19 protein-coding genes are annotated in these 25,388 nt (G+C 64.9%); 11 read left to right on the top strand and 8 right to left on the bottom strand.

All coding sequences use genetic code 11. From position 1 onward, the window contains the following. The first annotated feature begins 41 nt into the window (after window positions 1–41). The 8 genes from KEG38_RS44290 (at window position 42) to KEG38_RS44325 (ending at window position 11,367) form a co-directional block, all read left to right on the top strand. Window positions 42–1,157, top strand: a complete 1,116-nt coding sequence (locus tag KEG38_RS44290) for an SEC-C metal-binding domain-containing protein (RefSeq protein WP_272426795.1) — start codon at window positions 42–44, stop codon at window positions 1,155–1,157. A 368-nt stretch (window positions 1,158–1,525) separates the two neighbouring features. Beyond that, window positions 1,526–3,499 carry a DUF2169 family type VI secretion system accessory protein gene (locus KEG38_RS44295; protein WP_272426796.1) on the top strand — a complete coding sequence of 658 codons (1,974 nt, stop codon included), beginning with the start codon at window positions 1,526–1,528 and terminating at the stop codon, window positions 3,497–3,499. A 129-nt stretch (window positions 3,500–3,628) separates the two neighbouring features. Further along, complete coding sequence (locus tag KEG38_RS44300; RefSeq protein WP_272426797.1) at window positions 3,629–6,034, top strand: type VI secretion system Vgr family protein; 2,406 nt, start codon at window positions 3,629–3,631, stop codon at window positions 6,032–6,034. 67 nt (window positions 6,035–6,101) lie between these two features. Next, complete coding sequence (locus tag KEG38_RS44305) at window positions 6,102–8,789, top strand: DUF2169 family type VI secretion system accessory protein (protein ID WP_272426798.1); 2,688 nt, start codon at window positions 6,102–6,104, stop codon at window positions 8,787–8,789. Further along, entirely contained in the window at window positions 8,786–9,829 is a 1,044-nt protein-coding gene (locus KEG38_RS44310; RefSeq protein ID WP_272426799.1) for a pentapeptide repeat-containing protein, read from the top strand. Before KEG38_RS44305 ends, KEG38_RS44310 begins: the two co-directional genes overlap by 4 nt. 30 nt (window positions 9,830–9,859) lie before the next feature. Further along, window positions 9,860–10,510 (top strand): DUF3540 domain-containing protein, encoded by a 651-nt coding sequence (locus tag KEG38_RS44315; protein WP_272426800.1) that lies wholly within the window; start codon window positions 9,860–9,862, stop codon window positions 10,508–10,510. A 10-nt stretch (window positions 10,511–10,520) separates the two neighbouring features. Then, on the top strand, window positions 10,521–10,910 hold the full coding sequence (locus KEG38_RS44320; protein ID WP_272426801.1) for a DUF4150 domain-containing protein: 390 nt from the start codon (window positions 10,521–10,523) through the stop codon (window positions 10,908–10,910). Between the two features lie 10 nt (window positions 10,911–10,920). Continuing rightward, complete coding sequence (locus tag KEG38_RS44325; RefSeq protein WP_272426802.1) at window positions 10,921–11,367, top strand: hypothetical protein; 447 nt, start codon at window positions 10,921–10,923, stop codon at window positions 11,365–11,367. Window positions 11,368–11,371: 4 nt separating this feature from the next. Here the strand turns inward: KEG38_RS44325 and KEG38_RS44330 are convergent, their stop codons facing one another. Genes KEG38_RS44330 through KEG38_RS44340 form a run of 3 tightly spaced genes read right to left on the bottom strand, consistent with a single transcriptional unit; the run spans window position 11,372 to window position 14,761 of the window. After that, entirely contained in the window at window positions 11,372–12,325 is a 954-nt protein-coding gene (locus KEG38_RS44330) for a formylglycine-generating enzyme family protein (protein WP_272426803.1), read from the bottom strand. After that, a complete protein-coding gene (locus KEG38_RS44335) occupies window positions 12,325–13,326 on the bottom strand; it encodes a peptidase associated/transthyretin-like domain-containing protein (RefSeq protein WP_272426804.1) in 1,002 nt (333 codons plus the stop codon). The genes KEG38_RS44330 and KEG38_RS44335 overlap by 1 nt, the downstream gene beginning before the upstream one ends. Further along, window positions 13,304–14,761 carry a serine/threonine protein kinase gene (locus tag KEG38_RS44340; protein WP_272426805.1) on the bottom strand — a complete coding sequence of 486 codons (1,458 nt, stop codon included), beginning with the start codon at window positions 14,759–14,761 and terminating at the stop codon, window positions 13,304–13,306. Before KEG38_RS44340 ends, KEG38_RS44335 begins: the two co-directional genes overlap by 23 nt. 314 nt (window positions 14,762–15,075) lie before the next feature. On the opposite strand from KEG38_RS44340, the gene KEG38_RS44345 reads away from it, so the two are divergent. Both KEG38_RS44345 and KEG38_RS44350 read left to right on the top strand, forming a co-directional pair. Further along, the gene (locus KEG38_RS44345) at window positions 15,076–15,483 is read left to right on the top strand and encodes a hypothetical protein (RefSeq protein WP_272426806.1); all 408 of its coding nucleotides are present in this window, start codon (window positions 15,076–15,078) and stop codon (window positions 15,481–15,483) included. A 9-nt stretch (window positions 15,484–15,492) separates the two neighbouring features. Next, entirely contained in the window at window positions 15,493–17,034 is a 1,542-nt protein-coding gene (locus KEG38_RS44350; protein ID WP_272426807.1) for a hypothetical protein, read from the top strand. On the opposite strand, the gene KEG38_RS44355 is transcribed toward KEG38_RS44350, so the two are convergent. The 5 genes from KEG38_RS44355 to KEG38_RS44375 form a co-directional block, all read right to left on the bottom strand. Beyond that, window positions 17,000–17,884: a formylglycine-generating enzyme family protein gene (locus KEG38_RS44355; RefSeq protein WP_272426808.1), complete on the bottom strand. Its 885-nt coding sequence runs from the start codon at window positions 17,882–17,884 to the stop codon at window positions 17,000–17,002. The two genes, KEG38_RS44350 and KEG38_RS44355, sit on opposite strands and share 35 nt — an antisense overlap. Window positions 17,885–19,281: 1,397 nt before the next feature. Next, window positions 19,282–21,873, bottom strand: a complete 2,592-nt coding sequence (locus tag KEG38_RS44360; RefSeq protein WP_272426809.1) for a hypothetical protein — start codon at window positions 21,871–21,873, stop codon at window positions 19,282–19,284. An 11-nt stretch (window positions 21,874–21,884) separates the two neighbouring features. Continuing rightward, window positions 21,885–22,697: a restriction endonuclease gene (locus KEG38_RS44365; protein ID WP_272426810.1), complete on the bottom strand. Its 813-nt coding sequence runs from the start codon at window positions 22,695–22,697 to the stop codon at window positions 21,885–21,887. 124 nt (window positions 22,698–22,821) lie between these two features. After that, the gene (locus tag KEG38_RS44370; protein ID WP_272426811.1) at window positions 22,822–23,145 is read right to left on the bottom strand and encodes a hypothetical protein; all 324 of its coding nucleotides are present in this window, start codon (window positions 23,143–23,145) and stop codon (window positions 22,822–22,824) included. Between the two features lie 26 nt (window positions 23,146–23,171). Continuing rightward, window positions 23,172–24,623: a transposase gene (locus KEG38_RS44375; protein ID WP_272426812.1), complete on the bottom strand. Its 1,452-nt coding sequence runs from the start codon at window positions 24,621–24,623 to the stop codon at window positions 23,172–23,174. A gap of 154 nt (window positions 24,624–24,777) precedes the next feature. Between KEG38_RS44375 and KEG38_RS44380 the strand changes: the two genes are divergently transcribed. Next, window positions 24,778–25,032 (top strand): hypothetical protein, encoded by a 255-nt coding sequence (locus tag KEG38_RS44380; protein WP_272426813.1) that lies wholly within the window; start codon window positions 24,778–24,780, stop codon window positions 25,030–25,032. Window positions 25,033–25,388 lie beyond the last annotated feature (356 nt).

The raw sequence follows: 25,388 nt of genomic DNA on the forward strand, positions 1-25,388 counted from the left end.
GCCCTTCCCTTGTCGGCGCGGATGGAGTAGGTTTGTCCCCGATGGCGAAGATCGGGCGCAACGAATCCTGTCCCTGTGGCAGTGGACGCAAGTACAAGAAGTGCTGCGTGGCGACGGCTGCCGCGGCATACACGGCGGCGGATCGCGTATCCGCGCTCGGGCGACTGCTCGACTCGGTCGATGAAGACGATCTGGAGGGGTCGCGGGAGGGGTTCTGGGGCGACCTCGTGCCCCTCCGCGACAAGTACGAAGACGCCATTCTGCACGACATGGCGGAGTGTGCTTTCCAGTGGTGGCTCTTCTTCGACGCGCAGAATCACGCGGGCGTCACGCTGGCCGAGCACCTTCTCGAACACGATCGTGACCTCCGCGCGGGAGAGCGGAGATACCTCGAGATGGGCCGCGCGAGCGCCATGATACTCTATGAGGTCGTCGCAGTTGAACCGGGTGCGTGCGTGACCGTTCGCAATGTCCTCGATGGCGGCGAGGTACGTGTCCGCGAGCGGAGCGCGTCGCGTGCCGTGCGCCCGTGGGATCTCGTCGCCGCGCGGGTCTTTGCCCAGGGCGCGTCGGGTTCTCCGGAGTTCGATGGTGGCCTCTTGCCGCTCCCGAGCCACCTCCGGGGCGCCTTGATCATGGATCTCGAAAAGGCACGCGCCGAGCTCGATGACGCAGATTTCCGAACGAGCCTCGCCCCCTTCTTCTTCGAGGTCTGGCTCACCCCGAGGATGCCAGAACTCGTCAACCACGATGGCGACCGTCTCCTCTTCACGACGGCGTACTTCGACGTGCTCGACGAACGCAAGCTTGTATCCGAGCTCGACCGCGCGCCGGGTCTCCAGCGGGACGACGACGCGTATCGCTGGACCTGGATTGCAAGCGGCGAGCAGCGGGCGGGAGAGGTTGTCATCGCCTCTTTGCGCATCGAAGGCGAGCGGCTGGAAATCCAGACGAACTCCCGCGAGCGCGGCGAGCGTGCCCGGGCGCTCGTGGAGGCGCTGGTGGGGGATGCGGTGCGATACCGCGTCACGAAGCACGAAGACGCGGAGCGAGGTATGCGTGAGGCTTCACTGCGCGGTGGCAGCACATCCGTGGCGCAGCCGGAGGCGGCCGAACCACCTGGCCAGCCAAACGGATTGTCAGGACGACCTTCATGAAGTGGGAGCGGGTGCCGCTGGTCGCACTCGTTGCAGGTCTCGACGACGGGCGACACAATCATCGTGAAGTGCAAGCGTGAGTACGTCCTCGTGGGCTCCTGGGGCTGCGAGGTCCTCAACACAATCCCACGTTTTCCGTTGTTGCTTCCTCCACCCCTGACTCTGTATCCGAAGCTCTGACCGGGCAGAGCGACGCCAGTCCGGCGGATGCTTTCCCGAATACATCTGATAGCTATCGATTTTTCGGCTGGCGCTCTCCTCGTCGTGAAGGGGTGCCCGGCACATCGCCGTGGCCATCACCGATCGTGCGCCGGTAGAATCGTTCAATGCCGTCGTCCGAAAAGAACCCTTGTGGGGTGGAGGCCGCCATGATAGGTCTTCCAGCCGTGCGTGAGAGCGCGCCTGTCGCCGATGTGATCGCCCTGCCGGCATCGGCCGCCGCTGCCATTGCGTGGCGCGTCGCAGGGCAGCTCCATCTCACCGTCATCGCCAAGGCCACGTTCGCCTTCGTGCCCGACGCTGTTATGCAGCGCGCCGAGCCGCAGCCGATCCTGCGGGCCGAGGTCCACCACGGCAACAATCCGAGCCGCAGCGTCCGTTTCACCACGGACGTGGCGCCGTATCTGGGCCGCGCCGATGTGCTCTTCACGGGCCACGCCTATGCGCCCCCGGAGCGCGCCGCGCATCCTTTGCCATTGCGCCTCGCGGTCTTCGACGGCACGAGGCCCCTCTTCGACAAGCGGCTCGTGGCCTATGAAAAGGCGGGCTTTCAGCGCATGCCCGTCGTCTACGAGCGCGCGTGGGGCGGCGCGCTGGGGGAGGAAAATCCGCTCGGGATCACGCAGGGCGAAGGCGAGGCCAGCATCACCGATCCGGGCGCACCGCTTCGCCCTGCCGGTTTCGGCCCGATCGCGCGTGCCTGGCCTGCGCGCAAGCGGCTCCTCGGAGCCACGCCGCGCAAGGCGCTGGAGGGCGCGATCGCGGAGATCCCCGATAGCTTCGACTGGTCGTATTTCCAGGCGGCGCCCCCGGATCAGCGCACGATGTTCCTGCGCGGCGATGAGTGGATCGTGCTCGAAGGGCTCTCGCCCACGCGGCCGCACGTCGCCACGCGCTTGCCGGGGGCGCGTGGCGTCATGAGGATTTTTGGTCTCTCCCCGTTCGGCGTGCCCGAGGGACATCCGCTCGATCTCGTGGCCGACACGCTCCGCATCGACGGTGACGAGCAGCGATGCACGCTCGTGTGCCGGCGCAGCTTTCCCCTTGCCGCGGGCGAAGCGGCGCTCGCGGCCGCGCGCATCGTCGCGGGCATCGAGGTCGCGGGCGAGGCGCTCGTGTGGCCCGATCCGCGAAGGATGGAGCAGGCCGCGGCTCCCGCATCACCCGTGACCTCGCCCGCCGTCGGTGGCGACGACGCCGTGACGGTGGTCATCGGCAAGGGCGCGGAGACCGTGGTGCTCGCGGACGACGAAGGAGCGTCGGCGACGCGGCCGATCCTGCCATTTTCGCATGCTTCGCGTCACGACGCGCCCGCGGCGCAGACCAGCGCCGTGGCCTCGACGTTCGTGCTGTCGCCGGATGACGGCGTCGTCACCGCGCAGCCGCTCCCCTTCGCGGATCCGGGCACGCAGGGCGTGCCGCGCGCAGCGCCCGCTGCGCCGATCGCGGGCGCTCCCTGGTCCGGTCAGAGCGCGCCGCGCATCGTGGCGCCCGCCTTCGACGCCGGTACGATGATGCTCGCCCCGGAGTCCGAAGAGGTCGCGCCGAGGGTCCCGCCCGAGCCGGAGCCTTTCGTCGCCCCCGCACCTCCGGCCACACCGACGCCTCCGGCCGTGATGGCACCCATCGTCTCGCTCGGGGCAGAGCTCCCTGCCGCACCGGCGCCGCCCGCGGCCCCTGCACCAGCGACCGCACCTTCACCCCACGACCGGATCGACCTCGAGCGCTGTGCCGCGATCGCGGCGGAGCTCGCCGAGCGTCCTGCGTCACGCACCGAGATCCTCGCCAAGCACGGGCTCACGGACGAGACCTGGCGCGCCACGGAGCAACGCTGGAACGACGCTGTGGATCAGGAAGTCAAGCGCGGGGTGATGGCGCTGCGCGATCGCTTCGACGCGGCGTACCTCGCTGCTTGGGAGGCCATCCGTGGCCCGGTCGACGTAAAAACCTACGCGACCCTCGTCGTCGCCGACGAGCGCGGCAACCTTTCCGCGTCGCTCGATGCGCTCCGGATCCGGCGCACCGTGTGGATACGCGTGAAACGGCGGTGGGAAAAGCGGATCGTCGATCCGGTGCTCGCCGCGCAGGTCAAAGAAGAGATTGCCCGGGTCCGGTCCGCGTGAAGCGGCGTCTCGAAGGTCGAGCTCCGGCTGCTCGGCGCACAATCACGTCTTTTTTCTCGGGAGCCGGATCGCTATACTCCACCCCCGAAGCGCCGGGGCCCTCGGCGCCGCGATGAGAAAGGTACAACCATGCGCGACCTCATCACCTTTTCGTCGAGCGGACTTCCCCGCCCGTCGCGTGTCGTCGGCTTCCGTGGCACCGAAGCCGTTTCGCGTCCCTATCGATTTGAGGTCTACCTGCAATTTCACAGCGACGACGGCGACATCGATTTCGCCGAAGCCGTGGGCGACCCGGCCAGCCTGGTGATCGATCGCGAGAGCGACGACATCCCGCCCTTCGTGCTCGCCGGTGTGCTCGGTGACGTCGATCTGGTGCACGAGTATGGGGGCCGGGCCTTGGTGCGCGTCGTGCTCGTGCCCCGCTTCTCACGCCTCGCTCTCTCGCGGCACAGCCGGATCTTCACCCAAAAGAGCGCGCCCGACGCCATCCGGGCGATCCTCGACGACAACGGCCTCGCCGGCCGCTACGAATTCCGCCTCACCCAGAGCTACGAGGTGGAGGAGCACATCGGTCAATACCGCGAGAGCGATTTCGATTTCGTCTCCCGCTGGCTGGAGCGCGAGGGTATTTTTTATTTCTTCGAGCACGGCGAGGAGGGCGAGAAGGTCGTCTTCTGTGATGACAAGTCCTACCCTGCCGAGGGCCTGGGCAAGCCGGTCCGTTATTCCCCCCAGACCGGGGCGGATCGCAGTGCCGGCGCCTCGTTCCGCTCCTTCTCCCTGAATCACGGATCCATGCCCGCCGAGGTCAAGCTCCGCGACTACGATTATGCGCGGCCGAAGCTCGATCTCTCGGGGTCTGCGGCGGTCTCGGCCAAGGGGGCCGGGAAGGTCAGCCTCTATGGCGAGCGCTTCTTCTCTCCCGACACCGGGGCCCGCCTGGCCAAGATTCGATCCGAAGAGTACCTCACCCGGAAATCGATCGCCCGGGCCACGGGCACGCGGATGCACCTCCGCGCCGGCTACACCTTCGATCTCGAGGAGCACCCCCGCGCCCGCTTCAACACCAAGTATCTGGCCATCGAGGTCCACCACCAGGGCAACCAGGCCGCCGGGGATGTGCGCATCAAGGAGCTCATCGGCCTCGAGCACGACGACACGTATTTCGTCGAGGTGGCGGCCATCCCGGCCAGCACCCAGTTCCGGCCCGAATCCCGGACGTCCTGGCCGCGGATCTACGGTTTCGAGAACGGCGTCGTCGACGGCGGCGGGGAGAGCGAATACGCCCAGATCGACGAGTACGGGCGCTACCTCGTGAAATTCAACTTCGACGAGAACGACTCCCCGAGCGGCTCCGGATCCACCTATGTGCGAATGATGCAGCCCCACGGCGGGAGCATCGAGGGATTTCATTTTCCCCTTCGCAAGGGCACCGAGGTGGTCTTGAGCTTCCTCGGCGGCGATCCCGATCGCCCGGTGATCTCTGGCGTGGTCCCCAACGTGCTCACCCCGAGCCCCGTGAGCAGCGGCAACCACACCAAGAACATCATCCAGACCGGCGGCAGAAACCGCCTGGAGCTCGAGGATCTGGCGGGCTCGCAGCGGGTCACGCTCTCCACGCCCTATTCCAACAGCTACATCCGCATGGGCTCACCCAACGACGGGCACGAGTTCATCGCCAAGACCGACGACAACGGCCTCATCTCCATCGGCAAGAACTACGACAACACCGTGGGCGAAAACTGGACGGTCAACGTCACCGGCGACATCAGCATCACGGCAAAGGGGAACCTCGACATCAAGGCCGAGGGCGATGAAACCAACGAGTGGAAGCACCAGACGGAGAAGGTCCTCGGCAACAAAACCACGTTCACCGTGGGCTCCACCCAGGATTTCAAGCTCGCCGCCGTGATGGAGTTCGGCGGCCTCTGGAAGCAGGAGCTCCTCGTCGGGCTCAAGACCGAGCAGCTCCTGGGCGGCAAGCTCGCGTTCACCTGGGGGAAGGTGAGCGAGTTCTATGTCGGGCCCAAGAACGAGACCATCAAGGGCAACAAGAAGGAGACCCTCAAAGGCAACAAGACCGAGCTCCACATCGGCAACACCACGTCGACGCAGAATGGGAGCGTGACCGAGATCCATCGCGGTGACGAAGACGTGACCCACGTGGGGAAGCTCAAGGAGAAGCACCAGGGAGATACGGTGTCGCTCCACTTCGGTGATCTGACCGAGACGCACCACGGAAAAGAGACGATTACCCATTACGGGAACGCCCAGGCGACGCACATTGGAACGCTCAACGAAACCCAACGAGGGCTCGTCAACACCAACACGGTTGGCAATATCCGGGATACGGTGAAGGGCAACTCCATGTACAAGATCACCGGGCAAACGCTCGAGATTTACGATGGTGTCGCGGTCGAGGTCAAAAACAAGGTCAATCAGGAGAGGCTCAGGACCCGGATTTCGAGGCTCGACAGAGAGCTGAAGCAGGCGGGGCAGGAGATGTGGCGCACCGGGCGATTCGTCGTCCTGTAGTCGGCGCCGAGCTCCTCGTCGCTTCGAAATCGATCCCCCAAACCGTTTCTCTGCCTCGGACCCCTCCATGCGCGTCGTCAAACCCCAACGTCTCTCCGTCTTCCAGCGGGTGTTCACCCTCCGCGGCGAACACCATTTGAGCGTCGGCATTTGCGTCTTCTTCCCCCTCGAAGCGCCGGAGGTGCCCCTGCCCGAAGATGCGATGTGGCAGAGAGTCACGCCCGAGCTCGGCAAGGGCGCCGCCGGGGCAGAGCCGATCCTCGACGAGGGGATGCCCAAACCGCGGGGCGAAGTCCTCGTGTACGGCACCGCCTTTGCCCCCGGCGCCAAGGCGAGCCCGGCCTTCGCCGCCCGCCTGAAGCTCGGGCCGGCGGAAAAACCGACCCTCGACAAGACCATCTATGCCGTCGGCAAACGCGTCTGGAAGAACGGGGTGCCCTCGGATCCGGAGCCGATCACCGAGATGATCATCGCCTGGGAAAACGCCTTCGGCGGTCCTTCGTACCCGCAGAACCCCCGGGGAATGGGCCTCTCGACGGTCGAGGAGGAGGGCCGCTCGGTGCATTATCTCCCGCACCTCGAAGATCCCCGGCACATGATCACCTCGCCGCGGGACCGACCGCCGCCGGCTTCCTTCGGGGCCCTCGATCCCACACTCGAGGAGCGCCGCGCCAAACTCGGCACCTATGGCTCCGAGTGGCTCGAGAAGGATTTCCCCGGCTTTGCCCGGGATATCGATCCCGAGGCCTTCCAGGTCGCGCCCGCGGATCAACGCATCGCAGAGTACTTCCAGGGCGGGGAGGCAATCGCTCTCGAAAACCTCCACCCCAAACGATCGCGCCTCGAAAGCCATGTGCCCCTCCTTCGCGCCCGCGTCTTCGTGTCGAACGCGGAGACGGCGGAGGGCGTGGCCGCCGAGGAAGTTTTGCGCGAGGTGGCCACCCGCCTCGAAACCGTGCTCCTCTTCCCCAATCTGGAGCGCGGCGTCGCCATCTTCCGAGGCGTGATCAAGGTCGCTGAGGACGACGCCGGCGACCTGGCGGTGCTCCTCGCTGGCCTGGAAAGGGCCGATGCGCCCAAGCCCGCCACGCATTACCGCGAGGTGCTCATCAAGCGCCTCGATGAAGAGAAGGGGCTCGTCGAGGCCCTCCGGGAGCGAGATCTGCTCCCGGAGCTGCCGCCGAACGCTCCCCTGTTCGACGAGGAGCTCAGCGGCGACATGGACGACCTCCTCGACGACGACGAGCTCCTCGAAAAACGCGCCAGCGCCCGGGCCGAGCGCGATCTCGCGCGGGCGCGGGAGGATCTCCGCGCAGCCGGTATCGATCCCGAGGAGGCGCTCCCGAACCGCCCTGTCGCGGCAGCGCCGATGCCGCAGGGCGACGATCTGGCCGACTACATCCAGGGTCTCGACGCCGAAGCGGACATGCTGGAAAAAGACATGGATGCCCGGTCCAGGGACGCGGAGGAGAAGGCGCGCAGAAACTGCTCCGCGCAGGGGATCGATTTCGACGCGCTCCGTGAAAAGTCGCAGCGTGAGGGCGGAGGACCGCCGAAGTTCCGCGCGGACGCCGAGATCGCCCAGATGCGCGATCTCGCCGCAGCATCCCGCAAAGCCGGCGCTCCGATACCGGATCTCGAAGCCAAGATCGCGGATCCGAGATTCGTCGCCGACCTCCGAGAAATGGAGGCCTCCTCGCTCGAGGCCTATCGCGCCCATGCGCACCTGTTGCCTCCTGCCGAGGCTCTTTCGGACGCCGAAAAGGCAAAATTGCGCGCCGAGGTCGAGGCGGCGGTCGGCGCGGGCGAGTCACTCGCCAGACGTGATCTCACCGGCGCGGATCTGCACGGTTTACGGCTCGCGGAGGCCGATCTCCGCGAGGCGTTGCTCGAGGGAGCGGATCTCTCGGATTGCGATCTGAGCTCGGCGGATCTCTCGGGCGCGGTCCTGGTCCGCGCCATTTTGAAGGGCGCGCGCTTCGAGGACACCCAGCTCGTGGGCGCCAACTTGGGCCTCGCCGAGGCCTCGGGCGTGCGCTTCGCCGGCGCCAATCTCCACGATGCGGTCCTCTACAAGACGCGCCTCGATGGGGCCCAGCTCGCCGGGGCCGATCTCACCGGCGCCGAGTTCTTCGAGACGCTGGTGTTTGGCGCCGACTTCACCGACGCCGACGCACGCGAGGTGCAGTTCTATCAGCTCGATCTCACCGAGGCGCGCTTCACCGGGGCGCAGCTCGGCGAGGCGACCTTCGTGCAATGCAAGGGGGCGGGCGCGAATTTCGACGGCGCGACGCTCGTGGAGACCAGCTTCCTCGATTTCAGCGGCGAGAAGGCCTCCTTCCGGGAGGCTCAGGCCCGAGGCTTGACCGTGATTGCAGATTCGGCGCTGCCGGGCGCGGATTTCTCGGCCGCTGATCTCGAAGAGGCCAACCTCAGCGGGGTGAACCTCGAGGGCGCCAATTTCGAGGGAGCCCGGGCCGAGGGCGCGGACTTCAGCGAGGCCGTGCTCCGCGGCGCGCGCCTCGCATCCCTCGGCGCTCGGGAAGCGCGCTTTGCCCGCGCCGATCTCAGCGAGGCCGATCTCCGCGGGGCCAACCTCATGGAGGCCGTCCTCGACAAGGCCAAAGTGCCGGGCGCGATCTTCGAGAAAGCCAACCTCTTCGGCGCCAGCCTCCTCCACACCATCGGCGATGATCGCACGAGCTTCGCCGGGGCGCTGGTGAAGCAGGTGGCGTTCACGAGGCACGAAGGATGACGCGCGACGAGCTCCTCTCCTTGATCGACGAGGGCGAGATCATCGAAGACGCCGATCTCGCCGGCCTCGATCTCTCCGGCCTCGATCTCGGCGGTGTGGTCTTCGAGGGCGTGAGCTTCCGGGGGGCGAAGCTCATGGCCGCGAAGATCAGCGAATCGATCTTCAACGCCTGCGACTTCGGCGGCGCCGAGCTCAGCGGGGCCAAGGCCCGTCATACCTCCTTCCACGAATGCGATATGCAGGGCGCGGCCTTCAAAGGCAGCGATCTCGTGGACGCGAAAATCATCGAGTGTGACCTGTCCCGGGTCTCCTTCGAAGGCGCGGACCTGACCATTGTCGATGTGATCAAGGGCCGCGCCGCCGAGACCAGCTTCCGCAAGGCCAAGCTCGATCGATTCGTGCTCGTCGAGACCGAGCTCGAAAAGATCGTCCTCGACGAGGCCGAGCTCGAGCGCTGCTGCCTGATGGCGGCCGACCTCTCGAGCGCCAGCCTGCGCGGGGCCAGGATACATCTCTCGGTGCTCAGCGGAGCCAAGCTCCGAGGGCAGAATCTCTCGGGGATGGACCTGTCCTTCACCATGCTCGACGAGGCCGATCTCAGCGGTTGCGATCTGCGCGGAGCAGAGCTCGTGCAGACCAACTTCAAGGGCGCCAAGCTCATTGGCGCCAAGCTCGACGGCGCCAATGCCGAGCGGGCGATGTTCGCCGAGGCCCGGCTCGGCGGCGCCTCGGCCAAGGGAATCCACGCCCGGCAGGCGGTCTTTCAAAAGGCCAACCTCGAGGCCGCGAATTTCGCCGACGCCTGCCTCTACCAGGCCAATTTCCTGCGCGCCGCGTGCAAGCTCGTGAACCTCCGCGGCGCCGATCTCAGCTATGCCGATTTCTCCCACGCCGGCGTGGAGGAAGCGGATCTATCGCACGCCAAGCTCTTCCGCGCCCGCTTTCACCAGACGCGCGACGAAGGAGCGGTGTTCACGAGCCGGGCCGGTGCCCTGGGCGACGACGAGGAGCTACTCGAAGCAGAGCGTTGGTCTCCTTGAGAGGCCTCTTTCCAGATACGGAGACGAGCGATGCGAGATAACTTGGCGAGACAGCGGACCGAGACCCTGGCCACCCAGGAGGTGGGCACGGTGACTGCGATCCTGGGCAAACGCCTCATGGTGCGCGTGGGCTCGGGCGAGTACGAGGCCGAGAGGGCGGTGAGCTGCCTGGTCGAGCCTGAGCTCGGGGACCTGGTGCTCCTCGCCCTCCACGACGAGGGCTGCCACGTGCTCGCGGTGCTGAAGCGCGAGGGCGCAGGGGCGACGCGGCTCGTGGCCGAGGGCGATCTGGAAATGAGCGCGCCCGCCGGCAAGGTGACGATTCGCGCCCAGAGCGGCATGTGCATGGCCACGCCCGGCGAGACCACGCTGGCCTCGGGCAAGGTGCGGGTCCACGCCCGGGAAGCGGCCCTGGCCGTGGAGGCCATGAGCTACCTCGGCGATCAGCTGGTGGCGAAGATCGATCACGTCAAGACCGTGGCCCGATCGGTGGAGTCGGTGGCCGATCGCTGGGTATCGCGCGTGGCGCGAGCCTATCGCTTCATCGCCGAGTCGGAGCAGGTCCGGGCCCGGTATTACGAGGTCTCGGCCAAGGCCGCGGTGAACATCAAATCGCAAACCACCCTCGTGAAAAGCGGAGAGTTGACCAAGATCGACGGCGGTCAGGTCCACATCGGTTGAGGAGGATCCCATGTTTGCCAATACCCAGCGCGCGGGCATGGCCTTCGCGATGCCCGACGTATGCCTCACGCCCCCGGGGCCCACGCCGATCCCCTATCCCAACTTCGCCGCCAACCCCATGGCGGTCTCGGCGGTCTACAAGGTCCTGTTCGTGTGCGCGCCGGCGCATAACATGCGCACCAAGGTGCCCATGACCAACGGGGACAATCCAGGCATCACCGGCGGCGTGCTCTCGCGCTCGGTGATGAGCACCTCGCGGCACACGATGGGAGCCCGCAAGGTGCTCATCAAGGGCGCGCCGGTGACGCGATTGACGAGCCCCACCATGCAGAACCGCACCAATGCCCGGGGCATGACCGTCGCTCCGAGCCAGACCAAGGTGCTGATTCTCGCTCCCTGACGACGCCCGCATGAAAGAGCAAAACCGCCTCCGCCTCGAGCGGCTCACCGCGCGTTATGCGCGGCGCATCGCCGAGGGGCGGACGCCGGACGAAGCCGATTTCCTCCGGAGCTTCGCGGCCCTCCGCGACGATCTGCTCCGGCCGAAGATGGAGGAATTCGCCGCCGAGCTTCGGCGGGCCGGGCACGAGGCCGGGATCCTCCTCGATCAAGGGCACGATACCCCGAGCATCGAGCTCGCCCTCGGCCTCCAGGGGGCCACGGGGAGCCGCAATGTGGTCGGCTTCTGCGTGATCCGCTGGAAAGGATATCCGCTCCAGATCCTCGCCTATCTGGAGGTCAATCCCCCGCCCTTCGATCTCGAACGCTTCGCCGACGCCCGAGCCATCGAGGCACCGCGGGTGGAGCAGATCCTCATCGACGCCGTCGAGCACATCATCATGTGCAACGCGCCCTGATACTTCAGCGCGGCCGGCGAGCGCAGCGAAACCCCACCCAGCTCTTCGCTTCCGCAGGGTCGTAGCCGATCCTTTGATACGAGCTCAGGCTCGCCGCGTCGTTGTTCCAGTCGCCGCCGCGCGCCTCGCGGCCCCCGATCATATTCGTCAGGTTGGCGCAATCGACGCACTGTTCAAAGTACACGTCGTGGTAGTCCAGGGTCCACTCGCGCATGCTGCCGGCCAGGTCGGCTTGTCCCCATTTCCCATCGCCCGCAGGGGACCTGGAGCCGACGTCCGAGATGTCGGCGAGCGTCGCAGTCGGACAGCCCTGATCCGCCTCCGAGTAATCCGGGCAATACACCGCATGGTCATCGTCCGGCGCGGCGTTCCCCCACGGGTAATTCGTCTCTTCGCTGCCGCGGGCCGCTGCATAGTTCCACTCGGCCTCGGTCGGCAATCTGCCGCCATCCCAGGCGCAAAAGGCGAACGCGACATACCAGTTGACGCAATTGATGGGCTTGTGCTCGCCATCGCCGGGCTCGTCCGTCCAGGTCTGGTAGTATTCGTTGCACTTCAAAGTATCGGTGAGCTCGACCTGATCCTGCGGTAACGGCCATGAATCGTCCCACCCGCTGTACTGCATGTTCGGATGAGCCCCCTCGCCCGCGGCCGGAATACTATTAGGATACTCGATCCAGAACTTTCGAAACCGCCCGACCGTCACCTCGAAGCGATCCAGCCGAAAATCGCTCACCGTGGCCGGATAAGATTTGTTCTGTTCCAGGTCGAGCCGCTCGTACGCCCCCCCCGTGACGAGCGAGTTCGCGCAGCATATCTCGTCTTTCTTGGGCCCGCACGTGGCCGCCAGATTCGTGCAGCTCGCGAGCGAGGAGCTCGGCACGACGTCGTCGATGCAACCGGCCGACCCCACGGCCAGGGCGAAGGCGCACAGGAGAGACCACTTCGAAGCAGCCATCAGAATCTCCCGAAAATCGACGCTCCGGCTGCGCCGGGAGCGACCCAGGGCGTCACCGCGACGCCCTGCGACTCGGCCGGTTTCGAGCGAGGCGCTGTCGCGATCCCATAAACGGCGGCGCCGAGCGCCAGGACGCCTGCGCTGCCCAGCCCCAGGGCAAGGCCGAAATCGAGGCTCTTGCGCCTGTTGTCCGCCTGGTAGTCGTAGCCCGAGGCGCAGTACGTGCCATTGTAGCTCACGTCGCAGTTCTTTTGCAGGGCGTCGATCGCGGCCAGATCATCGTAGACGAAATAGGCGCTGACGCCCATGAGCGCGAGCCCGGCGCCGCCGGCAATCCACGCCCAGACGGGGACACCGCCCTTGGACGGCGGCGTCGTGTCGACCTCGAGCGCGATCTCGACCGTGCTCGTTTTGCCTTCTTCGAGTGTCACCTCGAACGTGCGAGGCTTGCGGCCCGGGGCCCGCGCGCTGACCTCGTGTTTGCCCGGATCGACGGGGAGCGCCTCACCCCACGCGCCGCTCGGCAAATCCTTGCCGTCCCGCGAGACTTCGATTCCGGCAGGAGGCGCGGTGACGACGACCTTCAGCCTGGGCAGGCGCGGCTCCAGGTCCTTGATCCCCTGGTTTGCGATGTCGTCGAGCTCCCGCTTGCGCGCGTCGCCCGCCGTCTCGCGATTCAATGTCCGTGCGCGGTGGTAGTCCTCCCACGCGGTGGCGAGCTTGCCGTCGTGCTCGTGGCATCGGGCGATGTTGAGCATCGTGCCGGCGGATGGGTTCAGCGCGAGCGCGGCCTCGAACTTGGGACAGCCCGCTGCATAGTCTCCCTTCTTGACGAGATCGCGGCCCGCTTTGAACAGCGCCTCCGCGGCCGCTGGATCCGATTTCACGGGCTCGGCGTGCGCCGTGGCCGCACCCGAGACGATCGCCCAGGTCACGCATGCCACGGCGGGCCGGAAGCGTGCCCCGCGGCGCGCGGCTTCACTGATGGTCGAGCGGATCATGACCTGTCTTGGTCCCTTTTTTCGGCCGGACCGCGCCCTTGACGGGCCTTGCAGGCGGCGCCTTTGCGTCCACCGCCGTACCGCTCGCGGACGCCGTGCCGCTCACAGACGCCGTATCGCTCGGGGACGCCGCGACGCTCGCGGGCGCCGCAACACTCGCGGTTCCGGCGGGACTGGGCTCGGACGACGCCGGACGCTCTCCTTCACTTTCCGGAGTGGAAACAGGCTCGCTCTGGGCCGAGGAGCGCGACCATGCGAACGCGCCCAGCCCGACGGCGAGGCTGGCCGCGAGAGCGATGCTGACCGCCACCACGATCGTGCGCGGCTTGCTCGCCGGCGATTGCGCGAGGCTGAGCCCCGAGGGCGACAACGTTCCGCCCGCCCCCGAAGCTGACCCCGGCGCGCCGACGGCTGCTGCGCCCGGCGCCGGCGTCGGGCCGAGCGCGTGATTCTGCGACGAGGCTACGGAGCCCGGCGCCGGCGTCGGGCCGAGCGCGTGATTCTGCGACGAGGCTACGGCGCCCGGCTCCGACGGCGGGCCGAGCGCGTAATTCTGCGACGAGGTGCTCATCGAGATGGGCCCGCTGCCGCTCACCACCGCCGCGAACGCGTCGGCGAGCTCGCCCGCGCTCTGGAATCGCTTGTTGACGTCGCGTGTCAGCGCGCGCTCGAAGAACCAGTCCACGTCGGGGCCGAGAGCGTCGTGGATGCTCGATGGGGCAGGGATCGGGTCCGTGCAGATCTCGACGAGGAGATCGCCGATCTCTTCGCCCAAGAACGGCAGCCGGCCCGTCACGCAGCGGTAGGCGATCACTCCGAGCGACCACAGATCGCTGCGGGGATCGACCTCTTTCCCGCGCCGCACCTGCTCCGGGCTCATGTATTGCGGCGATCCGATCAGCGTGCCCGTCCTGGTGGCGTTTCCAGCGAGCACCGGACCGTTCGCCTTCGCGATCCCGAAGTCGAGGATCTTGACGAGCTCCTCGTCGCCGTTGCGCGCAAAAAAGAGGTTCGCGGGCTTCAGATCGCGGTGCACGAGCCCCAGCTTGTGCGCGCGGCGAAGGGCCTTGCAGACCTGTTGCACGATGTCCAACGTGGCTTCGAGCGAGAGACGCCCGACGCGGACGAGCCGGCGCTCGAGGTCCTCGCCGTCGAGCAGCTCCATCACGATGTACGGGCAGTCGCCTTCCACGCCGTAGTCGTACACCTGCACGACGTTCGGGCTCTTGATCACCGCGGACGCCTGCGCCTCACGCTCGAAGCGCGCGCGTGCGTCGGCGGAGGCGGCGAGCGCGGGGGCCATGAGCTTGACGGCCACGCCGGTGCGGAGCTGGAGATGCTCCGCGAAAAAGACGGATCCCATGCCGCCCTTCGCGAGCGGGGGACCGAGCCGGTATCGGCCGGCGATGATGCTGCCTTCTGTGAGAGCGCTCATGCACCTTCCGCCACGGCTCGCCGCCTGGCGGACAGCCTAACAATAGCCGAAACCATCTGCTCGTCCTAGCAACCGTTGATTTCCTGCTGCGCGCCCCGCGGCCGGTCCGACGCTGGATGCGTGAAGCGGTATCGAGGACCAGGAAACACAAAAGGGTTTCGCGAATGTCAAGTGCTTTTGTGCGCCCGCCCCGGCCGAGGAGGATCAAGGTTCCGAAGGCGCGACTGTGAGCTGTCGGATATGGAAGCTCATCGACCCAGCTCAGGCGAGGAGTCCTTGTATGCCAGACCCTATTTGGCGTACCTTGCACGTGCATGCCGAACGAACCGTCGGACCCTCGCCCCCCGCCTCACCAGCGCTCCATTTACGTCGCGCCGAACCAGAAGGGCCTGGTCATCTGCCTGATCCCCCGCTTCCACTGGTACTCCGCGCTTCTGCCGAGCGAACGCGACGTCGTCGAGCTCCGGGTGCGTGATTCGTCCGGCGGGGTGGCCAGCGCTCTCGACTTCGGTCCTGGGGGCGTGCAGGTCGACGACCGGCGGCGGCTCGATTTCACGCGCTTCCCCCCGACGGTCGACCACGAGATCAGCATCGGTACCGAACATGCGCGGCACGCGCCGCGTCTGCGAATGAGGCTCGATGCGCTCTGCGCAGCGTTCATCAACGAAGACGCGGGCTCCGTTGCCCGGGCGATCACGGTCCTTCCGCCGGACGAGGAGTGAGATCCCAGCATGGATGTCATCGTTCTCATGGCCGCCGATCGAAAAGGAAACATCGTCGGCGGTTGTCGGTTCGAATTCTCCATCGACGGAGGCCAGACCTTTTCGCCGGCCCAAGCGGACGGGATGAAGTGGTCCTTTGCCGTTCCCTCGGCCAGCCAGCTCGCTTCGATCATCATTCGCGGGACGCCGGCGGCGCCTCAGTACTGGGCCGCCGAGGGGGCATTCAAGGCCGATTCGAACGGCGCGCTCATCCCAGCCGGGGCGTCACCCGCATTCTTCTTCGTCGAGGGGACGTTCGTCATGGAAGGCCCTGCAGGCCCGGAGCGGACCTGGGGGATGCATACTGTCACGGTGATCTTGTTTCATCTGTCCATCTTCCGGGACAGGACGCAGGAAGCTTTCGATGCACTCAAGGCGAACGCTGACAAATGGGTTAAGAACGCCGACGGCAGGTGGTTACCACCGGGAGAGCCAACGTCCTGGTCCACGCCCACGCTCCCCAATGGTGAGTTCAGCCTGGTCACATCCGAAATTCTCGGCCCGACAACCACGCTGGTCACGCCGCCGCCCGGGCGGGAGCCCCACCCTCCCTTGGTGGTGCCCCCGCTCAGCTTCACACGCGGGCGGTATTCACCGCAAACGACCGATTTCATCCTCGAGCGCAAGCAGGAAGGCTCGCTGCCCAAGGCATTTCTGGTGAGCTGGCCCAGGTCCCTGCGGCGCACCGTCGACGCAGGCCCCACGCCGTTTCTCGTCTACTTCACGCATCTCCTCAATCAGAATTTCGAGGAGCACAATGCTGGTGATTCTTTCCAGGACTATCCGTTCGGATGGAACTACCTTTATATTTCGATATACTCCTATCTCAACTACCGCGAGGATCCGCTGAAGACCTACTCACGTGGTCTCCTCTACCAGATCGCGGCCTCGCAGAAGCAACTGGTACTGGTCATACCCGTTGGCGACGCGCGTTTGAAGGACAGCCGTGAAGTCGGCGACTGCGTGAATGCTGCTCTCCTGGAGGAGCTGCTCGAGGAGATCCAATCCTTTTGCTTCCGTGCGGCTGGGCTTTTCCGTCCCCCCGTGCAACACGTTGGCCGCGTGGCGCTCGCGTCGTTCAGCTCGGGAAACGAACAGCTCGCTTATTTCCTGGCGCGAGACGCGAACAAAGAACACCCGTTTTACAGAAACACGCTGCGCGAAGTATATTGCTTCGACATACCCCGCCACCGCGTCGCTGCCCTCGCAGCGCACGCCGTGAACTGGGCCTCGGTGGGCGAGAAGCACGAGGAGAAGGTGATCCGCATCTACGGAACGAGCGCAGGAGCCTTCGTGCCCGTTCATCAAGCGCTTCTGGGCAAACCTCCGCCCCGGGACCATGCCTATGTCGCGAGCACGACGCACCGCACGGTCGCAGTGCTGCCCGAGCATTCGTGGCTCCCCATTCTTCCGAACACGTACTCGAACTGGGAAGACCTCGCGCAGCAGGTGCACCAGCTCTTCTGCGGGGCCATGCTCACGGACGCGCTGCGGCGGAGTCCGGGATTCTGATTGGGCCAGGTGCGGGCCCGAACGCACAGCGAAACCCGAGATCCGCACCTCGCGTTTCGGGCCGTGTCACGTTCACTGGGTACCAGGGGACGCGGTCCGCACCGATGCTGCGCCACCCTTCTCCCATGATGACGATACGCTCACCATCCGAAGATGGCTCGTTGCATTTCCCTTCACTGTAACACGTGACCGTCGCAGTCCACTCCGAAACGTTGCCGTAGAGATCACGCACGCCGAACGCGCTCGCATCCAGAGAAAATGCCCCGACCGGCGCCGTGGAGGGCGATCCGTCCGACGTATCGAATGCGGGCCACCATCGGATCGGCAAGCGGCGGCTGAACCTCTGGGCACACTCCGGCCCGCAAAGGTTCGCGTGTCGATGGGTGGGCAATTCAGTCCCCCAGGGGTACATCCGGCCATCCGGCCCGCGGGCGGCCATCTCCCACTCTTCCTGCGTGGGCAATCGCCTGCCGAGCGAGCGGCAATAATGCTCAGCCTGTTGCCAGGTCATGCAGGTGACGGGGTGTTCCAAGAGCTCCTTCGCGCTGCCGGGATTGCAGTACGGCTTGCGCGGCACATAGATCGTGCCGTTCTTGTGATATTCGGTCGCCTCCGCAGGCGTGCATGCACGCGCGGGGTCGGCGACGCAGGCGCGATAGGCGCGGGCCGTGACCTCGGTTCTGTCGATGCAAAACGATGACGTCTCGAGGGACCGCGGGGTCGGCTCCACGGTCAGCGTCAGCTTGCCGCCGGGGATGAATACCATTCCCTCGGGGCAGCCTTCGGGCTTCATCTGGGGCTGTGCCTGCTGCGACGCAGCAGCCGCGGGCGGTGGGGAGGTCGCGGCCATGGGCGGGGGAGCGGATGGTGAAGCGGAAGCCGATGCCATGGCGTGTGGGCTCTCCGAAATCCGCGCCCGCTCTGCCGGCGCGCACGCGGCGCAGCTCAGCAAAAGCCCGTAGATCAAGGGGCGCAACGCCCCGCCGCTGCTCGCATCGTCGGTCGCCATGAACCTCGCCTCGGCTCTCCATCGTCTTATCAGCAAATGGGAAGAATCGCAGAACCTTTCGCTCGGATCTCTACGCGTGTGGTACAGCCAACCTCGCAGCGCATGTTCGCGCCGTGGAGGTCGACCATGCCCCTCCCCAAAAGGCACCTCCCTCTTCTACCGCCCCTCCAAGAAACGCTGGGTTCCGCGCTCGAAGGCTTGCGTGAGTCCGTATTGCCCCCCACGGCTTGCCCTGCTGGTTGAGCTCGACGCGCCCATCCTTCGGCCCGTGCTCCAAGTGCTCGAGGAGCCGCGCGAGCAGGGCCGTGATGGGAATCTCGCGTTGCCCCGTCTTCGGCGTGTGCGTTTCGCCGTAGGAGCGGCCTTCGCGCACGCTGAGGAAGCCACCTTGCGCCTCGCCGTTTGTCCCGGGGAGGAGCACGTCGCGCCGACGTAACGCGCGGACTTCGTTGGGGCGAAGGCTGGCGTACGCCATGAGCGCGAACGCGAGGCGCTGGGACGGGACCGCGGAGGCGAGAATCGTGTCGATGTCCTTTCGGAGGGGATTTCGAGGATGCTCTTTTCCGCGGCTTTGAGCCGAGGTAGCGCGGGGGGCAAGCCCGCGAGGTAGCCGCGGCTCGTCGCGAAACGCAGCACGGATCGGAGGACGATTGCACGTTGGTTCGCGTGGCGCGGGCACGGTCCTCCCTTGGAGAGCGCGAGGTCGAGCTCGGCGGCCGCGGCTCCGTCGACCTGGGCGATGGGGAGATCGCCGAAGGTCGGGAGGAGGTGGCGGTCGAGGACGAGCGCGTAGCCTCGTCGGGTGGTGACCTTGAGGTCGGTCAGCATGACGGTGGAGCGGTATTCGCTGACGATTTCGGAGAAGGTCTTCGTGGGGACGGCGGGGGTGGTGGATGGGGTGGGAGGGGAGCCGGCGGGGGAAGCTGCCGGCGGCGCGGGAACGTCGTCCTCGGGCGCATACGGGGTGCCGAAGCGTGCGAGGTTCAGGAGGACGCGTTTCTCCTCGGCACGAGCGCCGGGGAGGGTCTGGACCTGGGCATCCTTGCGGTACCTTGCCCGCTGTCCGTCTTTCGTCTTGTAGCGGATGTCAATGAACAGCCGGGTTTCCCCGCGGCGGTTGACTTTCCGGATTGGCATGATCGGGTCCTTTCCCGGTCATCCCAGCCGAACTGCGAGGGGTGAAGTGTAGCACAGCGCGAAAAGGTGGTGGGCACCGAATGTGCTCGTCCAGCGTCGAGCTATGAGAGCATATCGTCCACCTGCTCAAGCAGCTGCAAGCGCTCACGATCGAGCCGGTTGGTCGATGCCAATGTGCGAAGAAAACGCTGCGCACGTTCCAGCATCGGGCGCACTTGAGGCATGACCGAAGGCTCCTCCTTGAGTCGACATAGCGCCACGTTGTAGCACGATGACGCAACGTTGGCCTGCCTCATGGGACTATTCGGGTCCAACGCATGCAACCGTTCGAATATGTGAAGCGACTGCAAGAACGACATCAATGCTACAGAGTTGTTACCCAATTCATGCTGAATGGTACCGATCTTCTGAAAATCCCTTCCGAGGTCTTCTTGCAGCAGCTCGTTACCCGGAGACTGCTCGCATAGCATCTGAGTAATTTCCAGAGTGGCCTGCTGGCTTCGTAAAGCATCCAACAAGCGCCCGCTCTCGTGGTAAGCAGACGCCAGTCGGCTGCCGATACACGTGAGGCCCCGCCACTCAAGATGGTTGTACTCAAGCGCATCTAGCAAAGTGCGCGCGACATCGAAACTTCGGCCGTATGCATCCATAGCGGCTGAAGTATCACCACAAGCACGAGACGCGTCGCCGACTAACATGAGATGAACCACCATCCGACCAAGCCAGCGACCATTCGCGGGGTCGGATACAAGCTGCTCCTCGATTAGGGACAAAGCACGCTGATATGCTTGTAACGCATCCCTGACCTGGCCAGCAAATAGGTGCAGATTCCCCAGCCGACCATGTGCGACCGACAACATTTCCACTTGCGCATCTTCGTCTACCTGCGCATCTTCGTCTACCTGCGCAGCGACAGATTGCTCGCGGCTCTCAAGCGCGCACCTATAATAATTGCGGGCCTCGTCCACTTCGCACCGTACGAAACACAAGTCGCCCAGCGCAATACCAAGCGCGCTTCGCTCACCTTGAGTGGCCAGCAGTTCGGCTCGCGAAAACACTGCCCTGGCGTGCGCCTCACGCGCCGGGGACAACAACTCCGTTTTCGAATCGGCACGCGCAGTAAGAATTTGCCAGAAATGTTCAGGAGACGGCGGAAACAATTGGTTCACCGCTCGAACGACCACCGTCAACCCTGTTCGGAAGCGCTCCCCACCCACAAACCAGCGAACATAATCTGCCACAATTGGATGTATAACCACATCTCCATCCAACGACCCACGTGCCGGATCGAGTAGTGACAACTCCACAAGTCTTGCCACTGCAAGTGCAAGTGCCTCAACATCTCCCTCGTCCCCGTGCGCCTGAGCGACACGTCTGGTGAGCAGACTATCGATTGGAGTCCCGGGCGCCAGGCACGCAAGCAGCGGGAACAGCATGCGTGCGCGTTCGTCTACGGGCTCCTCACCACGCGAGAGTAGTTGCATACTCAACGCGTACGTCCTTGCAATCGAGTAGTCGTGATCGAATATCGACGCACCTGCGTGCTTGGCTGCGTCCTCAAGCGCCTCCGTCAAGCCCCGCTCGTCGAGCCTTAGCCTGTACATTGAGATTGACACACTCCGCCCCACGCGACGCAGATATGCTCCCGCGATAGACAGTGCGAGAGGATGTCCTCCCAAGTCCCGTACCGCCAATGCTCGAGCGGCCGCCTGCTCGTCAGTGTCGAGCCACGAGCGGCCGCTTCGACAGAGGAGAAGTGCTATCGCGGCGTCGGCGTCCAGCGCGCAGACCTCGAAGGGCAGCGCAAACGGCAGATGGCGAAGACGCGTGGTAATTAGTACACGCACGTTCAAGTCTGGCGTCAGAGGCCAGAGTATTCTTCCACGCCGATCTGTCGGCTTTGCATACCGCTCGACTACCTCCTCTACCTCTCCCCAAATATCATCCAGAATAATCAGCCGTGGACCTATCTTTTCCGTCCCAAGCCAGCGAAAAAAAGCTGCCGCAGCCACCTCATCTTGTTCCAAGGGCTCGTCGGGGAACACTCTACGGCCAGACTCGGCCAACACGTGAATCGGCCCCCGCTCCAACACCATCGAATAGAATACGCCGCCTGAGTAGTAGTCCGCATAACGCAAGCCGTACTCAACCGCAAGGCGGGTCTTGCCGATACCCCCCCCACCATGAACAAAGACTCGTCCTCCGCTGAGACTGACGGACGCCTGGATCTGGGCGTGCAATGAATCGAGATCCTTATCGCGACCTATTAGACCATCCCCAAGGCTATCGATGGGTATGCCGTAGAAGCGCGAAATAGGTCGCACGTTCTGTCGGCCATGTTCAGTCTTACCGACTCTGGACGACGCCGCCTCTTCGGCCCAGTTCTTCCACTGACGCAGCAACTCCACTGAGTACGCCGCGGTGTCGCTATCGATTATCTTCGCACAGGTCTGACACAACCAGATTCCGTTCTCGGGCGATGCGCGCTGCTCCGGCGTCTGCGTGTCATCAAAGCGAGGGCCGCCCTGCGCTGCCGCCGCAATATGTGCGGCAACCCCAACGTTAACCATACGACCAGGATCTGTGTGTGGCGCGGTGGTCAGTGCCCTGCAGTCTGGATTTGAGCAGATGTTTCCAACTCGGCCCGCGAGGATCCGCTTTGTAGCCTCGCTGAAGTCGTCTCGCGCGGACATCCTCGTAATCCTCAGTCTCGATCCACGAACAAGCGGTCAACTTCGTCGAAGTAGAGCTCCAGGGGTTTGCGGCGTACGCCGAACTGCTTTTCGATCATTAATCCCACGATGCTCTCGCCATCCAGCAGAATGATGGGCACAGCACCGCGCTTTACAGATGCCCCCTTGGCACCTTCGGTAAATTCGGACGTGGTGAAGAACAGTCCCTGCTCGAACTCCCCCTGAATGGCGCCACGGAATTTGTCGACCTCTGGGCGGGGCACACTGGTCTGCCATCGCTTGCATTGGAACGCGACGTTCATAGTGGCAAGACCAACCTTTAACAAGCCATGCCCGTCAATTCCGCCATCATGGGACACGGTGGTGACTTTCATGTCGAGGAAACCGTATGCCTCCAATAACTTCTTTGCAAAATGCTCAAACTGCTCCGGTGTAAGTGCGATCAGCCTTTCTAGGAGATTGTCCTTGAATTGAGTGAGATACTCATCCTGAAGAGCCATAAGATTCAACGGATTTGCCGGCTCGGTGCCTGCGCCAGAATTGTTGGCAGCCAGCCTTGCGCGCCCCTGATCCGTGATGGCCCATACTCCACGACGCGGACTCGACATCTCGCCCTTGGTGATCAGGCTCTGCCGGACCCATTGAACTCGATTTGTCCACTTAGAACTCCCTGACTCCAGCTGCTCGACAAGGTCTTCCTTGGTCAAGTTTGGGAATCGCTTCTCCAGCAGTGGGTAGACGTCGCTGGGCTTGGCCTCCCCTCCCGGAAACCTTGCGAGGACTTGCAGCAGCGGAAGTTCAATCTGGGATTGCTTCGGAATCATGGCGCGCCAGTCTGAGTCACCTATCACACAACTCTTACAGCGTCTAGTCTGCCAACTTGGGCTCTCGCCGTAAGCAACAACCTCCCACCTCCGACGCTACTCCACACACTCGTTCGAGTCCCTCTCACCGCACCACTTGACCCCGCCGACAAACCTGTGCAAGCCTCCCCACATTGATCCACGGGAGGGCCCCATGCGCATGCACGTCTCCGCCGACATCCCCCTCAGCGAGCCCAACGCCTCCTCCGGCCTCGTCACCTGATTCTCCATCGACATCTTCCCCGACGCCGCCGCCCCCAACCCCGCCCGCATCGGCCACGCGCGCGTCGCCCGCATCCACATCAGCAGCGCCCTCGACCTCAACGTACCCCTCCTCCACGTGCTCGACGCCGACAACGCAGATCCCGAGGCGCTCCACGACATCTTCTTCGAGAACGAGACTGCCCAATGACGAATACCTAGCAGCCCGTGGATCTACGCGACCGCAATCGCGAACCCAACATCCCGCACCTGACCGGGGCGCATCCCGTGCCACGCGGCCCGGGAAAACCGTGCCAATTGCCTCGACAAGCCCCGCACCAGAGCCACCATGGCTGCCCATATCACCAAAACTGCAAGGGCACCGCCCTTCCGGGCCGCGGCCAGGGCCCGCGGGGTCCCTGCGCCGAGCATTTGACGTAACACGAGCCCCAAATTGAGCGCGGCGACATGGGCGAGGTAGCGTTTTCGCACATTCTCCCGACCCCGGACTCGCACTCTTCTCATTCCGCCCGTCTCGCATGCATGGGCGAATGTTCGCTCGATGAGCTCTCCACGCTTGCGTTGAAGAGCGCGTCCCTTCGGACGACGCACGCGGTTTCGGTTGCCGTAAAACGCTTGCTGCATTTCCCAGCCCTTGTCCACCCACTTGCGGACGGGCTGGCTCCTCTCCGGGACATAGGTGCGGTAGCCGGACTCCTTCAACGATAGGAGCAGCTCGGCCTTGTGATACCCCTTGTCCGCCACGACCTCGATCACGGTGCGCTCGGGCTGCGCGTCGCAACTGCCGTCCTCCGGGGGCGGCTCGTCGTCCGAATCGCGGTCCTTGCCGCTCTTCGCCTGCTCGACATTCGTGCGCGCCTGCTCCAGGCTTGGCGCCATCGTCGCCGGGTCAGCCTGGTCCGCTGAATAGACCTCTGCGGCAACCACGACGCCGGAGCTCATGTCGACGACATGTTCGGTCTTGTAGGCCAATCGCGTGCGGCCATCCTTGAGCTTCGTGATGCGGGCATCTTCGTCCGTGGGGCTCTTCCAGTCGGTATTCGACGTCTTCTTTCCCTTGCGCTTGCGGTCGAGCCGCCGAGCATCCTCCACGGTCGGATTCTCGATGCCTTCCTCCTTCGCCAGCCGCTTGATGTAGTCCGCGTACACCTCGCCCGTCTCGCGCCGCACGATCGCCTTCATCGAGGCGTCCGCGCGGAGATACGTCGAGTCCACGCCCATGACTTTGCCCTGGAGAAGCCCGGAGCGATTGACAACCCCGAGCACGAACGCGAACATCGCCTCGAAGACCTCATGACCGAGGCGCTTGCGCATCTTGGACAGCGTCGAATGATCGGGCACCGTTTCGCCGGGCAACAGTCCGAGGAACTCCCGCAGGGACAGCGAGTCCGAGCATCGCCATTCGAGCCCGCGCTCGGACTCGATCCCCTCGAAAAAACCGACCAGCAGCATCCGGAAGTAAAGCCCCGGCGGGATTGACGGTCTGCCCGCCGTCCCGTCGGCCTCGAAATACTTCGCGCACGCCGCCTCCATGGCCCGGTCAAACCCATTCTCGCGCAGAAGCTCGTTCAGCTTCTCGTAGAACCTGTGCCCCGGTGACCGCGGCAGCGAAGGCGCCGCCACCCAGAGCGGCGCCTGCTTCTCCCGTCTGCGACCCATCGACATGACGTGGACAAACCTACCATCGTCTCCAGTCCCTGTCGATCGTCTTTCGGGATAGGTCCACGGGCTGCTAGAGGGCGGCGGCAACGACGCCCTCTACATCAGCGAGCTCGTCATCGACCCCGCGTACGAGGGCCGCAACATCGACCTCGCCCTCGTGCGCCGCCTCTGCGACACGCTGGCGCCAGGCTGCACCGTCGCCATCCTCCCGTATGCCTCCCAGCGCGACATCGACCGCTGGACGCCGCTCGGGTTCGAGGTCACCCCGCCCGGCGGAGCCGAGGGCTACCTGCATCTCCTGCTGGAGACCCGTACGGCGCGCGTGGACGATCCGGATCACCCGGGGGTGTTCAAGGTGCTGCCGAACTTGCCGGAAGCCGGCCTTCGCGGGACAGGTGGTGGCAGGGCGTAGCCGGGCTTATAGGGATAAGTGGTCGCTGTCCCCTCTGGGATGGCCCCTTCCCGCAACCGACCACCGTCAGGCCGAGGCCTCCGCGTCACTTACTTCTTACCAACGTTCGATTCTCGGGCAAGCTCAGCCGATACGGCCTTGAGTATGAGGTCCACAGTCTGCGCACCGGACGAGGTAAGTGTCCAAATGAGCCCCGGCACAGCTTCGTCGTCGTACGGAATCGGCATGGCTAGTGTCCTGAGTTAGAAATACGTTCACAAGCAACCGCTACCCGTTCGAGGATCTCATCTGCCGACTTGGTCCACACGAAGGCCTTGCCGGCGGTGTTGTGGGCCTCGATGTGGGCGACGATGGCC

It is taken from the genome of Polyangium jinanense (assembly GCF_028435265.1).
Classification (GTDB): Bacteria; Myxococcota_A; Polyangia; order Polyangiales; family Polyangiaceae; genus Polyangium; species Polyangium jinanense.